The sequence below is a fragment of the Bacillus sp. AFS029533 genome (assembly GCF_002585125.1).
GTDB lineage: Bacteria > Bacillota > Bacilli > Bacillales > Bacillaceae_G > Gottfriedia > Gottfriedia luciferensis_B.
In genome coordinates this window covers 55261-70360 of record NZ_NUQC01000003.1, presented here as the reverse complement: position 1 = coordinate 70360, position 15100 = coordinate 55261, and the positions used below count along the sequence as shown (strand labels likewise).

Genomic DNA, 15100 nt, shown 5'->3' with positions numbered 1-15100 from the left:
AGAAAAGGTAATAGAGCATACCTCTACTACCTTAAGGAATTATAACATATTTTAAATTGGTTATCCATTTTGTTCGTAAATTATTTTTTCTTAGTAAATAATGCGCCTGCAAGCATAAAAGTTGGAATTGATGATAGACCTCCAATTAAAAACCAATCTCTAGGCACGATCGGAATCGTTTTGAAAATAGGTTGTAATGGTGGGTAGTAAATAACAACTAGCATTAATAGCATCGAAACAATAACAGCACCAATTAAATATAAATTTCCAAATACATTTCGATGGAAAATGGAACGTTCACTTCTACAATCAAATACATGAATTAATTGAGCTAAAACTAATGTAGAAAATGCAACTGTTTGTGCGTATTCTAGTTGATTCGGATGTTGATTATACGAAATAATGAAGGCTAAAAGAGTAACAAATCCAATTAAAAACCCTCTTGAAATAATTTTCCATCCTAAACCTCTTGCAAATATCCCTTCTGATAATGAACGAGGACTTCTTTTCATTACATCATCTTCAGCTGAATCAACACCTAATGCCATTGCAGGTAATCCATCAGTCACTAGATTTACCCATAGAATTTGTACTGGAACAAGTGGTAAAGGTAGCGCTAATAACATCGCAAACAACATAACTAAAATTTCACCTACATTTGAAGCTAATAAATAACGGATAAATTTACGAATATTACTATAAATATTGCGTCCTTCTTTAATTGCAGACTTGATCGTAGCAAAATTATCATCCAGTAAAACTAATGCTGAAGCTTCCTTTGCAACATCTGTACCAGTAATCCCCATTGAAATTCCAATATCCGCTGCTTTAATAGCTGGTGCATCATTTACGCCATCACCAGTCATTGCTACAATATGTCCATTCGCTTGAAGTGCTTTAACAATTTTCAATTTATGTTCAGGTGAAACTCGGGCAAACACAGCAGCATCTTCAACAAATTCCTGGATCTGCTCTACAGAAAGTGCATCTAATTCTTTTCCTTCTACTACTCTACCGTTATCTCTTAAGATTCCTAGTTTTCTAGCAATACTAGAAGCTGTTAACTTATGGTCTCCAGTAATCATAACCGTCCTAATACCAGCTTCTTTACACTCTTGAACAGCTTGTGCAACTTCTGCTCTAGGTGGGTCAATCATCCCTTGTAAACCAATAAAAGTTAAATTACTTTCGAGATCCCTTTCATCAATGATCGAATTAGGATTTAATGGTTTAAAAGCAATTGCAATCGTACGAAGTGCATTATTTGCATATGTTTCGATTATACTTTCAACTGAATTTTGTCTAAACGTATTTAATTGTTCTTCTCTTTCATGCCATAAAATTGTATTACATTTTGAAAGTAAGACGTCTGGTGCACCCTTTGTAATCACAAATTGCTCACCTGATCGATTTTTTACAACGACCGACATCATTTTCCTTGTACTATCAAAAGGAAGCTCATGTATTCTAGTAAAATTTGAATTTACGTATTCACGGTCAATCCCAGCTTTATAACCCGCAACAACAATTGCACCTTCAGTTGGATCTCCATCTAGTACGATTTCTTTTTTCTTTTTAATTAATTCTGCATCACTACAAATAGATCCAAATACAAGTGTTTGAAATAATTGTTTATTTAAAGTTGGATTAATCGTTCTCTCTTTATTCGTAAATTCTCCATCGATTGCATATCCGTTTCCAGATACTTCATAACTAGATCCGCCCGACCAAATATTTGTAACAGTCATTTTATTTTCTGTCATAGTCCCCGTTTTATCTGAACAAATGACCGAAGCACAACCTAATGTTTCAACCGCTTGAAGCTTTCGAACGATTGCTTTCTTTTTAATCATCCGTTGCACACCAAGTGATAAAGCAACCGTTACAATTGCTGGCAAACCTTCTGGAATCGCAGCAACTGCAAGTGACACACCAGCTAAAAACATATGATATAATTCATTTCCTTGATAAACACCGATAAATACAACTAAAGCTGTTAAAAACAATGCTAAAACTATCAATATTTTCCCTAATTGTTCTAATCGTCTTTGTAAAGGTGTAACAATGGTTTCTGTATTTTGAAGTAAATTCGCAATTTGACCCATTGCAGTTTTCATTCCTGTCGATACAACAACACCTTTACCATTTCCACGCGTAACGAGTGTTCCCATAAACCCCATATTATCTTGATCACCAATACCAATATCATCTGTCTGAATTGATTCAAATCTTTTTTGAACTGGAACCGATTCACCTGTTAGCGCTGATTCTTCTATGTATAAACTTGATGCTTCGATTATGCGAATATCAGCACCAATCCGATCGCCACTTGAAAACTTAATAATATCCCCAACAACTAAATCTTTTGAAGGGAGCTTAACAAATTGCCCATCACGCAAAACATTTACTTGTGGAGCAGCCAATTCTTTCAAGGCTTCTAATGATCTCTCTGCCTTTGCTTCTTGAAAATATCCTAAAATCCCGTTAATTAATACAATAGCCATAATCGCAACTGCATCTACTACTTCCTTTAAAAAGATTGATATAATCGTTGCGCCTAATAATACAAAAACCATAAAATCATTAAACTGATTTAAAAATAAAACGAGTTTGGAAGTTTTCTCTGATTCCTTTAATTCATTTGCCCCAAAAGTTGCTCGCCTTTTCTTTACCTCCTCATCAGTTAAACCGGAGGAAACATTTGTATTCGTTACTTGCACGACTTCTTCCGCTCTCATCCGATAAAAATTCATACCCGCGTTCACCCCTAATTAAACATTAGGTAAGTTGTCCCCCTTACCTCTCATAAAAGCATATTCAGACTCGTCCAAATAAATGATATAATGATGAAAATAAATCTAGCTTTTAACCAACTAGAACTGTGACAAGACCAATCAAGATATTGTATGATTGAATTCCACTAGAAATTTCTTGATTGTTTATTTAATGGATATGAGCCAGATTAAGAATTATGATGATTTGAGAAATAGATTGAATGTAATTAGAAGTTAATTGAAACTTTAGGATCGTGATTGAGGGAAAGCTTAAAAATCGGTTGTATGGTCTTTTAAGTTTATAATTGATTATTGAGTCAGCTTAGTTACTTTCAATCCACTTCATTTTATCGAACTTATAATTGAATTAGAATTGAATACAATTAGAGAAGTGATTGGAACGGAAGGGGGATCGACTCCTATGGGATTTGCGGGAAGCCTGAGACCCCACAGGAGCGAACGCGACGAGGAGGCTCAGGTCTCGCCCCATGGAAAGCGAGCACCCTGTAGTGGAAATCAACGTTCTATTTTCCATCGATATTAATTCAAATGTAATAAACTCCATCATTTGATTGATAATGATAAAATTTATAATTTAAAAAATAAAAATAGTGTTTTATAGAGTAGGACGTGATACATATGTCTTTTGACGGACTTTTTACAGGAGCTATGACAAACGAAGTAGCTTCTAAACTAACAACTGGAAGAATATCAAAAATTGTACAACCAAGTAACTATGAAGTACTTCTTACTGTGAGAGCTAATGGTGCCAATTACAAACTAATCATAAGCGCTCACCCTAGTTACGCTAGATTCCATTTTACAAATCAAAACTACGATACACCATCAGAACCATCAATGTTTACAATGCTTTTAAGAAAACATTTAAATGGTGGAATCATTGAAAGCATTACACAGTTAGAACACGAACGAATCGTTAACATTAAAGTTCGTAGTAGAAATGAAATTGGTGATGAACAATACCGAACATTGATCATTGAATTAATGGGCAGACATAGTAATATCCTTTTAATTGATGAAGAAAGACAAGTAATATTAGATAGTATAAAGCATGTACCAATGGCTGTTAATCGTCATCGAATAGTACAACCCGGTGCTACTTATATTTCTCCTCCTAATCAAGAAAAACATGATCCATTTCAAGTCACTTCTAAAGAGGAGTTTAATCAACTTATTACACAAAATGATCAATCACCTTCCGAAGCAATTGTTGAACATTTCTCCGGAATCTCTCCATTACTCGCAAATGAAATTGTCTATAATGGAAAAAAAGATGTGTATAATTCGTTTAAAACAATCATGAATGAAATACAATTAAAAAAGTTTACTCCTTCTCTTTTTCGCTTAGAATCGAGAGAAATGTTTTATTTCATAAATTTATCTCACTTACAAGCCGAACAAACTGTTTTCGATAGCTTAAGTGAGCTTTTAGATGTTTATTACTTTGGTAAAGCTGAACGTGACCGTGTAAAACAACAAAGCGGAGATTTAGAAAAACTGTTACAAAATGAACTAACAAAAAACAAGAAAAAAATTAAAAAGTTACACAAAAGTCTTGAAGATACTGATAAAGCAGATAAAATTCAGTTACAAGGCGAATTGCTTACTGCAAATATGTTTGCACTTCAAAAAGGTATGAAAGAAATTGAAGTAATTAATTACTATGACGAAAATGGTGCCACTGTAATCATACCTTTATCGCCATTAAAAACACCTTCTGAAAATGCACAAGCTTATTTCACCAAATATACTAAGCTTAAAAATTCAGTCGCACATATTGAAGAACAAATTAAATTAACGAAAGAAGAAAATGATTATTTAGAGACAGTGATCCAGCAAATCGAGTCTGCTTCACCACGTGATTTGGAAGAAATTAGAGAAGAACTAGTGGAGACGGGTTATATAAGAAAGAAAAAATCGAAAAAAGCCCAAAAGTCAAACAAACAAAAAGTTACATTAGATGAATACATCTCTACTACTGGTGAACAATTATTAGTCGGTAAAAATAATAAACAAAATGATTATTTGACAAATAAACTTGCGAGTCGAGATGAGCTTTGGTTTCATACTAAAGATATCCCGGGCTCCCATGTTGTCATTCGTGCTAAGGATCCTAGTGAAATTGCGATTAAAGAAGCTGCTATTATTGCTGCATATTTTAGTAAAGCACGTCAATCAAGCTCGGTCCCAGTTGATTACACGGAAATCCGCCATGTTAAAAAACCAAATGGTTCAAAACCAGGTTTTGTCATATACGAACAAAACAATACGGTTTATGTAACACCTGATGAAGAACTTGTATTAAAATTGAAGAAATAAAAAAATGGTGCCTTTAAAGGGCACCATTTTTACAGAGTGTTGAAATATAAAATGGTCAATAGGGAAAAAGGATATTAAATTGAAGTTATTTATGATGAAATTATCATTTATCGGATGATTTATTAATGGTTTCAAATGTTAGTATTTTGATCAATTTCATGATTCCAAAAATCACTAGTAATGATTTTTTTCCAAAGTTAAAAATTCTAGGTCTAATTTTTAGAAAAACAAATTCAGTTGATTAGTTTAATTAAAGTTCGATAATAGTAGACCTACAAGTTGATTTATATACAATAGTTTGGTTACTCTAAGTAAAGGCTATTTGATTAGGATTTATTGCAGACTTTTCTTTGATGAATAGTTTGATTGGAACGGAGGGGTGNNCTACTCCTTTTACGAAAATTTGATAATTTAAATGACAAAGTTGTTTTTCAACAACGTGAAAAAATGGTGCATTTAAAGGGCACCATTTTTACTAATATACATTCCTAAAAACAAATACATGTATAGTTGTATTAAGCTTTTAATTTAGTTCCTTTTACTCTACTTTTATTACCTACTAAGCTAAAACTATTTTTCTCTTTCATTTTTACTACTTAGTAAATATCCTAAAAATAGTAAAAGTCCTACGCAAAATCCAAAAATTAAATTCGAAAAAATCTCATCTTCTCTAATATATTTAATAATTAAATAAGCAGCAAAAAATAACATCGTAATGACGCCGAAATATTTTAATACATCCCTTATTTTTACCAATTAATCACAACCTCCCCTATTAGTAGAAAAAGTTTTCAAAAAAATTGACTTTAACAACTATTCGGGAATAAACAATATTAGTCCTGTATTGAAACATAATAAAAAGATAAGCTAATTCTAGCTTATCTCTTATCTTTCATTTTGTAAGTAGCCTAACGCCTCTTTAGTCTTCTCAATATATTCTAGGTCATTATTCGAACACATAAATTTGACATTTGTTTGACCAGTTTCATTTAATTGGCCATTTTCTCCGAGAAGCTGGATTAATCTTTTTACAGTACCATTACTTCCATCAACAATTTGAACATCTTCAGGTAATATCTTTTTTAAGATGTTTCTATAAAATGGATAATGGGTACAACCTAAAACAATTGTTCCATATTGCTCAATATTAAATAATGAAAGTTTACTTTTAAAATAATCAATCATAAAGTTTTCATCAAAATTCAATTCCTCACAATAATGAACAAGCTCTGGTAATGGCAATGAATCGACAATACTTAAATCGTCCACTCTAGAAATAAGCTCATTATACTTTGTTTGCTTTAACGTAAGTGGAGTCGCAAAAACTAATACTCTCTTCCCAGTTGTTCTGTTCATTTCAACAGCTGGTTTTACAGCCGGTTCCATACCGATAATCGGAAAATCATACATTTCTCTCAATTCATTTACTGCAATACTAGTCGCTGTATTACATGCAATTACTAGTGCTTTTACATCTTCTTTAATAATCGTTTCAACAGACTTTTTTACAAATGCACTTACTTCTTCCTTCGACTTTGTACCATAAGGAACGTGAAGAGTATCAGCAAAATATAAAAAATCTTCATTTGGTAATTTTTTCAGTGCCTCATTTAAGACAGTTAACCCACCAATTCCTGAGTCAAAAAAAGCTATTCTCATTTCAATTCACCTAATAATTTTAATTTAATGTTGTCATTTGTGAAAGTGTCAACAAGTCATAACATTACTTAAAAGGGACAAACTTTTACAAATAGATAATACTAAATTAACCTAATTATGGATGAATGTAAACTTTTCAGAAAATAGTTAACCCATTTAGAGATTATTCGGAATTCTTGTCCAGCTTGCTAAACCGATTTTTCACACTATTTCATAAACATTCAAAATGCCTGCGGTCGATTTTTTTTAAAAATGAAAAGCTTCTCATTTCGTGTTCCGACTTTTGGAACAATATACATATAGTTGCTTGTAATTCTCCGATCACCTATTCCTAACATAATGATTTTTATATTGTTGAATTAGAAACAATATTTTATATAATATGGTTAATGAATCAACGGGTAGGAGGATTGAGTATGAATAAAGAAGAACAGCTTATAATGGGTTTCAGGGATGTATTTAATAAAATGGTTTGGCTTAATAAGTTTAAAATGGAAGAGGCACTTAAAGGGTATCAATCTTCTGAAGTACATTGTATCGAATACATTGGAAAAAATGTAGATTCCAACGTGACCAAACTTGCTGATTCTTTATATATGACAAGAGGTGCCATCACTAAAATAACGAAGAAGCTTATAAATAAAGGTCTGATTGAAAGCTATCAGAAACCGGATAATAAGAAAGAAATTTATTTTAAGCTTACTGAGCAAGGAAAAGTAATAGACAATATCCATGAAGAACTACATAAAAAGTTTCGAGAGCGAGATAAATTTGTATTTGATCAAATAACCGAAGAACAATTCGACAGTATGCTAAACTTCGTGAACAATTATTGTCATCATTTAGATGCAGAAATAAAGAAACAAGGCATCGATATCGATAATAAACCGAAATAAATTTCAATAGTAAAGATTCACTTGCAGCCCAACTCTACTAGAGGAGCGGTTGCTTTTTTATTTCGATATTATTGTTGACAAGGAAACAAAACCCTCGTACGATAAATATGTTTCCAAGGAATCAAAATTATCGTTTTTGAGAGGAGAATTTTATTGTTCAAATTTAGATCACAAAAAGAACAGAAATTGGAACAAACCATAGATAAAACGGCTTTATTCTTCGGTCTTATGTCCATCTTTCTTTGCGGAATAGGCTTCAGTATCATCACACCGGTCGTACCATACTTAGTACAGCCTTATATAAGCAATCCAGAAGATCAAGCCATAGTCGTTACGTTGTTGACTTCTGTTTATGCAATATGCGTGTTTTTTGCTGCTCCTGGACTTGGAGCATTAAGCGACAGATATGGCCGCCGTCCAATACTGCTAGTATCACTTTTAGGTTCCGCTATCGGCTACTTAGTTTTTGGCATAGGAGGAGCTCTATGGGTACTTTTTGCTGGGCGTATAATTGAAGGGATAACTGGTGGGAGCATTAGCACAATCTTCGCATATTTTGCAGACATCACTCCAAGTGATAAGCGAACCAAATACTTTGGGTGGGTAAGTGCCGTTGCAGGTGTAGGCGCCGCAATTGGACCTACTCTAGGTGGATTACTTGCTAAATTTGGATATTCTGTACCGATGTATTTTGGAGCAATCATAACTTTACTAAATCTTGTTTTTGGAATCTTATTTATTCCAGAGAGCCTTGATCTGAATAACAGACTGAAAAAGATTACCTTTGTAAGGTTGAATCCATTCACCCAGCTTTTAAACATACTTTCCATAAAAAACTTAAAATGGCTACTCATCTCTGCGTTCCTACTTTGGATACCAAATGGATCATTGCAGGCCGTTTTTTCACAATTTACAATCGATACGTTCAACTGGGAGCCTGCACTTATTGGCCTAATGTTCTCAATTATGGGGGTCCAGGACATCATTTCACAAGGTTTCATCATGCCCAAGCTGTTAATTAAATTTAGTGATTCACAAATAACAACTCTTGGCATGGTTTCAGAAATTATAGGCTACAGTCTAATTGCTGCATCGGCTTTGTTCACATACTATCCTCTACTAATTGCTGGAATGTTTATATTTGGGTTTGGTGATTCAATATTCGGACCGTCATTTAATGGAATGGTTTCCAAGACTGTTGACCCTAGTGAACAAGGCAGAATTCAAGGAGGTAGCCAATCTATTCAAGCTTTAGCAAGAATCATTGGACCGGTTATAGGAGGTCAAATCTATGTATCACTTAGTCATGCCGCACCGGCTTTTATGGGTATAATCCTTATAGCAGTAGCAGCATCAGTATTAAATAAGGGCAGGTTTATAAATAGATAATGAGTGTACACTTCTAAACATTCATCTTTTGGATACGGCGGTTATAGGTGGATACCGCCTTTTTATCCTACTATTTCTAATGCTGCGGAATCGTAAAAAAAGCTTTTAATCAAAAATATACTTCAATCCGACAATTTTATTTTATAATGAAGTACATGGTTCATAGATCAAAAAACAAGGTGGTTAGTTAAATGAAAGAAGAATTACTTAAAATTTTTGATGAATCCGGTAATCATATAGGAGAAGCCTCACGTAGTGAAGTACATAAAAAGGGATTATGGCACGAAACATTTCATTGCTGGCTACTTAGTATAATAGATGACCAAGCTTCAATTTATTTTCAAATCCGTAGTCATCAAAAAAAGGATTATCCGAATTTATTTGATATTACGGCTGCTGGTCATTTATTATCTACTGAAACAGTTCAAGATGGATTAAGAGAAGTAAAAGAAGAACTTGGAATAGAAGTAAAAATGGAAGATGTAATCCCTCTTGGTATCATTAAAAATTCAATCATATTAGAAACGATTATTGATCATGAATTAAGTCATGTTTTTTTACTTAAAAGCGATAAACCTTTTACTGATTTCAATTTACAAAAAGAAGAAGTTTCAGGGATAGTGAAAGCGGATTTTAATCAATTTTATCAATTCGCACATGGATTAAGAGATACAGTAGAAGTTGATGGTTTTCAAATTACTGAAACAGAGGAAAAAATTCCAATTCAAAAATCAATAGATAAAGATCAATTTGTTTCACACGAAAGTAATTATCTTTTAGATGTTGTTGAATTAATAAAAAATCACATACATAATGAATTCTAATTTTAAGAGCCCTTAATTTGTAAAGGGCTCTTAGTTATTTCTAAAACTTATCAATTTTAGATAAAAATTTGGAAGGCTGAGACCCTAGGTCTAAAATTAGGGTTTTTAAGTTGATTCAATAACTTTACTAAAGGAATAAGAAAGTTTTTCATATTCCATTTTATGTTCATAAAAACGATGCGCATTAATTCTTTGGACACCGGATTGTAGTGTTACTAATTGACAGCCATTCCTTCTACCAAAATCAGAAATAAAATCTAGTAATTTCTTACCGTATCCATTTGAGCGTTTACTTTCATCCGTCACTAAATCGTAAACAAATACGTGTCTACCATTATAGAAATTTGTTAATATACTAACTCCAGCGACTGCAACCGTCAATCCTTGGTCTTCTAACCCAAATAATTGATAGCCTTGTTTTTGCATTTCTTCGTACAAAGTAAAAAATGATTCTTCATTTAAGTGGGTACGAAGCTGTTTTAATACTTCAAAGCCCTTTCTTAACTCTTCTTTTGTTTCGTAAAGTTTTATTGAAATATTAGTCATTCTAACACTCCTTTTTAATCTTCTTACGATACACTAATTACATTTTCACCAGTTTCAGCTTCTCTTTTAAATAATCTTGAATAAACGCCATCTTTTTCTAATAAAGAATGATGAGTACCTTCTTCGACTACTTTCCCATTTTCTAATACAACGATTCTGTCCGCTGTTAAAACAGTAGATAAACGATGTGAGATTACGATGACTGATTGTTTTGATTTTCGTTTTTGAATCGCTTCATTTATTTGCAATTCTGTAATCGGATCTAAAGCCGAGCTTGCTTCATCTAAAATAAGAATAGGAGAGTTTTTAACTAATGCTCTTGCTAAAGATAATCTTTGTTTTTGGCCACCAGATAATAGTGCCCCTCGTTCACCAATTGATGATTCTAAACCTTCTGGTAATGAATTTAGATAGTCTGATAATCCACTATCTTTTAAAGCCTGAATCATTTCATCATCTGTTACCATTTCATTTCCTATACGAATATTATCAGCTAAACTACCATTTCTTAGCTGTACATCTTGCGAAACAAACGAAATCGCATCCCTAATCCACTTTGCATTCGCTTTTTCAATTGGTAAACCATCTACTTCAATTGTTCCATTATTTAACGGATAGAAACCTAATAATAAATCTACAATTGTTGATTTTCCGGCACCACTTGGTCCTACTACGGCCACTGCTTCCCCTGGTTTCACATGAAATGACAATCCATTTAACACAAATTCTTCCTTCGTTGGATAGGCAAATTTAACCTCTTTAAATTCAATTAACCCATTAACTGAATTTAATTTTTCACCTTCTTGTACTTCAAATTCTGAAACTTCTTCAGCTAATAATTTTTCAGATCGATCTAATGCAGGACCAGTTCTACGTACTGATAACCAGTTTCTTAACATCCTTTGAATTTCATTAGCCGCAATGGTCACAAGCCCACCTGCCGTATACATTTGTCCCGTTGTGATTTGATCATTTGAAATTAGTAAAACACTTATAAAATAGACTGCAGCTAAAGCAAATCCATTATAGCTACCGATTACAACAATTGATTGCATTCTAGCTTTTAATTCAATAATTGATTCTTTCATAAATGATTTACGGATATCAGCAACACTTTGAATTTCATAATCCGTTGCACCAAGAATTCTCGAAAGTTGAATTCCTGTTACTGATTCTCGTAATCTTTCTAAATAACGTGACGCTTCAGTCCTAGCTTTAGCAGAAGCAATTCTAGTGCGAGCCCCGACTTTATTAGACGTCCAATAAAATAAAACACCTAAAACAACACTAGTAATCATTAAATAAGGATTAATCCAAAGTAAGACAATACTATATATAAATACTCCTTGAACAGAAGCCATAAAAGTAGAGCCTTCCCATGCTAAAAAGTTATGCAGTGTATCTGGGTCATCAGAAACTCGTGCTAATAATTCACCAGATTTAGATTGATGAAAATATGAATAAGGTAAAATTTGCAAATGCTTAAATAACCGTAGTTTTTGCCAGTTTGTAACAGATTTAGCAATATGATGGCAAAAATACTCATCAATGACCATTAAAATTAAATCAAGAATTGCAGCAATTACAAGCAACCACATTAATCCCCATAATAGTGCATTGTCATGGTTTGGAATTATATGATCAATTAACCAACCCGTTCCTAGAGTAGGTATTAATGCTGCACAAACTTGACTTAAAGCAATTACAAATGAATCTGCAAAAACCCATTTTTTATGAGGCTTGAGAAAGTTTATGACTCTTTTTCCATCCCCTATTTTTTTTGTATTTTTCTGCATCATACAGCACTCTCCTTTTCTAGTTCACTGTATTGTGCCATATATAATTGATAGTACTGACCTTTTAATGATAATAATTCTTCATGTGTTCCTTGTTCAGCAATACGTCCTTTATCTAATAATAAAATACAATCAGCATCCTTTACTGTTACAAGTCGATGTGCGATTGTAATTGTTGTACGACCTGGAATTAACTTTTCAAGCGATGATTGTACCTTTTCCTCTGTTTCTCCATCTAATGATGATGTAGCCTCATCGAAAATTAACACTGGAGGATGACGTAAAATTGCTCTTGCAAGAGCTACTCGTTGTCTTTGACCACCAGATAATTTTAGTCCTCTTTCACCAACAATCGTTTCAAAGCCCTCTTGTAGTGACCCAACTAAATCAGATAAGTCCGCTGCTTCAACAGCAAGTTTAAGTTCTTCATCAGTTGCATTCGGTTTGGCATAAAGTAAATTTTGCTTTAAAGTACTATTTAAAAGGAAAGTCTCCTGAGAAACGACTCCAATATTTTGGCGTAATGATTGATAATCATGTGAGGATAAATCTTTACGATCAACTGAAATCGATCCTGAAGAAGGCTCGTATAATCCGAGTAATAACTGAATTAAAGTACTTTTTCCTCCACCGCTTGAACCAACAATCCCAATATGTTGACCTGCACTAATTGAGAATGAAACATCTTTTAGGACTTCTTCAGTTGAATTTGGATAAGTAAATCGAATATTTTTAACTTCTATATCACCTTTCACTTCTCCAAATTTCGGTAAATCATCAGGTTGTTCTGAAGGCAAGTCAAAGTACTCATATATTCTTTGAAGGGCTGGAATTGCTTGTTGAATTGTTAACGCATTTTCAGCTAAAGAGCGGACTGGCATAAACATTGTTGGGATAAAGCCTAAAACGGCGATTAATGTACCAATTGTAATTTCATGCTGCCAAATCGCATATCCACCAATCAACATAATGACCCCTGGCGCACCATTATTAATCACATTTCCTAAACGCCAATTAACCTTCCCAATTAAAGCCAAGCGAATAGCAAATCTTTTCCAAACAGACAATTTATCTTCTAATTTTTTATTTTCTATATCCTGCGTTTGAAAAGTTCGCACTAATCGAACTGACTCAATACTTTCTTGAGTATGATTATACAAATCAGCACTCATATCACGAGCTATAGCTCCCATTTTTCTTACTTTTTTACCAATCATATAAGAAGGAACTAAATAAATTGCAAATACAACTAGCATGACGACTGCAGCAGGCCAATACAACGGAAACACCGCTATAAATGCTGCAATAGCTGCAATAACTTGTTGAATAAAACGTGGTACAACTGTATTATTCAAGTTTTGAACAGATTCTACATCATGCGTTAACCGATATAACATATCCCCCCGAGGTGTTGTCGAAAAAAACGTCATCGGTGCTTTTTGAAGCTTTGTAAATGCACGTAATTGCATATCTGTAATCACATCTAGACCAATTTTCACTTGAATAAATTCTTGTAATGATTCAAAACCGACTTTAAATAAGAATGAAAGCATAATCCCTAAAATTAAATAAAAGATAATTTTTGAATCAGGACCACCAACAATCTCATCGACCAATTTACCAGTCAAAATCGGCGGAATAATCGCAAATGCGCCAGCAATTAATGAACATGCAAAAGCAATTAGAAATACTTTCCAATACGGTTTAAAATGATTAACTGTTTCGATTAAAATTTTCATCTATTGCCATCCCCCTAACCTGTAACATTTTACAATATTTTCGAACTATTTTCACTATTAAAATTTTTATCAGGATTAAAGTAATACGTTCTTTGTTATTCCTTTTATCTGGCCTCAAATACATTTTAATCTTTCAATTAATCTATTACTTCATTAAATTGATTGAACATTTGTACACTATTAGTCTTTAGGGATAAAAAAAAATCTACAACCTAAGTCGTAGATTTTAAGATTTTTTATTTGTTTCATTTAATTTGTACTCTAAGAATTCTTGCGATTTTCCTTTAGGAATACTCAAACTCTTAAATTCATCATTTTTTATTAATTTAGCTATATAAACAATTTGACCAATATGATTTCCGTAATGACTAATTTGTCTATGTATTGCTTGTAAAACAGTATGATCTTCACCACGAATTTTAATCGTTTTTAACACATCTTCTTCATGTAAACTCTCAAGCGTGTTAAAAACAACATTCCATCCTTTATTCCAATCAGCTAATAACTCATCTTTTGATTGGTAAATCCCCTCAAATTCAACGTCACGATCTCGCCATGGTTTTTCACCATCTGTCGTGAGAAAATCTGTCCATCTAGAAATCATATTACCACTTAAATGCTTTACAATGATGGAAATACTATTTGATTCACTAGATGGTTGGAAGTGTAACTCCTTATAATTTAGCTGATCCATCGAACGATCACCTAGCTTTTTTATCCCTTTGAATTCCTTTAAACAATTCGATAGAAATTGTTTTGCGATTGACATACTTGACCCTCCAATTTTAAAGATTCTTTCAATCAATTGTATGAATAGTTTAAAAACTTATTAATTATTTATCAAATAATTTGTTTTGGGACTATGTTGTGAAAGTAGACTATTTTAGTTAGACTATTGAGTGAAAGTTTTTCATTTTGTATGATTTTCCATGTGAATCCTAATCATTTTAGGTGATTTTACGTTTGGATGATTGTTTTATATGAATTTTTTATTGTGGAGTAGTCAGGTTGAGTGTGACTTTTATGGTTTATTTGCGATTTTACTATTTTTAATTGTGATTACTTATTTTTAATTGCCATTTTCGTTTTTTAATTGCTGTTCTCTATTTTTAATTGCGATGGCTCTTTTTTATTTGC

The 15100-nt window shown here is 32.8% G+C and carries 11 protein-coding genes; 4 read left to right on the top strand and 7 right to left on the bottom strand.

The annotated features are described in order from the left end of the window. Nucleotides 1-80: 80 nt before the first annotated feature. Complete coding sequence (locus tag COE53_RS01310; protein ID WP_069034532.1) at nt 81-2753, bottom strand: calcium-translocating P-type ATPase, SERCA-type; 2673 nt, start codon at nt 2751-2753, stop codon at nt 81-83. Nucleotides 2754-3413: 660 nt separating this feature from the next. Between COE53_RS01310 and COE53_RS01305 the strand changes: the two genes are divergently transcribed. After that, nucleotides 3414-5114, top strand: a complete 1701-nt coding sequence (locus tag COE53_RS01305) for an Rqc2 family fibronectin-binding protein (protein WP_098947332.1) — start codon at nt 3414-3416, stop codon at nt 5112-5114. Nucleotides 5115-5684: 570 nt separating this feature from the next. Here COE53_RS01305 and COE53_RS01300 read toward each other — a convergent pair. Next, the gene (locus tag COE53_RS01300) at nt 5685-5870 is read right to left on the bottom strand and encodes a hypothetical protein (RefSeq protein ID WP_025568825.1); all 186 of its coding nucleotides are present in this window, start codon (nt 5868-5870) and stop codon (nt 5685-5687) included. 129 nt (nt 5871-5999) lie between these two features. Further along, nucleotides 6000-6773: a glutamate racemase gene (gene murI / locus COE53_RS01295; RefSeq protein WP_091022133.1), complete on the bottom strand. Its 774-nt coding sequence runs from the start codon at nt 6771-6773 to the stop codon at nt 6000-6002. Between the two features lie 416 nt (nt 6774-7189). Between murI and COE53_RS01290 the strand changes: the two genes are divergently transcribed. The 3 genes from COE53_RS01290 (at nt 7190) to COE53_RS01280 (ending at nt 9882) form a co-directional block, all read left to right on the top strand. Next, nucleotides 7190-7669, top strand: a complete 480-nt coding sequence (locus tag COE53_RS01290) for a MarR family transcriptional regulator (RefSeq protein WP_098947330.1) — start codon at nt 7190-7192, stop codon at nt 7667-7669. 153 nt (nt 7670-7822) lie between these two features. Then, a complete protein-coding gene (locus COE53_RS01285) occupies nt 7823-9058 on the top strand; it encodes an MFS transporter (RefSeq protein WP_069035630.1) in 1236 nt (411 codons plus the stop codon). Between the two features lie 191 nt (nt 9059-9249). Then, entirely contained in the window at nt 9250-9882 is a 633-nt protein-coding gene (locus COE53_RS01280) for an NUDIX hydrolase (protein WP_069035629.1), read from the top strand. A gap of 105 nt (nt 9883-9987) precedes the next feature. On the opposite strand, the gene COE53_RS01275 is transcribed toward COE53_RS01280, so the two are convergent. The 4 genes from COE53_RS01275 to COE53_RS01260 all read right to left on the bottom strand — a co-directional run bounded on the left by COE53_RS01275 (nt 9988) and on the right by COE53_RS01260 (nt 14732). Next, complete coding sequence (locus COE53_RS01275; RefSeq protein WP_098947328.1) at nt 9988-10428, bottom strand: GNAT family N-acetyltransferase; 441 nt, start codon at nt 10426-10428, stop codon at nt 9988-9990. 23 nt (nt 10429-10451) lie between these two features. After that, nucleotides 10452-12227 (bottom strand): ABC transporter ATP-binding protein, encoded by a 1776-nt coding sequence (locus tag COE53_RS01270; RefSeq protein WP_091022129.1) that lies wholly within the window; start codon nt 12225-12227, stop codon nt 10452-10454. Next, on the bottom strand, nt 12224-13963 hold the full coding sequence (locus tag COE53_RS01265) for an ABC transporter ATP-binding protein (protein WP_069035626.1): 1740 nt from the start codon (nt 13961-13963) through the stop codon (nt 12224-12226). The genes COE53_RS01270 and COE53_RS01265 overlap by 4 nt, the downstream gene beginning before the upstream one ends. A gap of 226 nt (nt 13964-14189) precedes the next feature. Next, nucleotides 14190-14732 (bottom strand): DUF1572 family protein, encoded by a 543-nt coding sequence (locus COE53_RS01260; protein ID WP_069035625.1) that lies wholly within the window; start codon nt 14730-14732, stop codon nt 14190-14192. Nucleotides 14733-15100 lie beyond the last annotated feature (368 nt).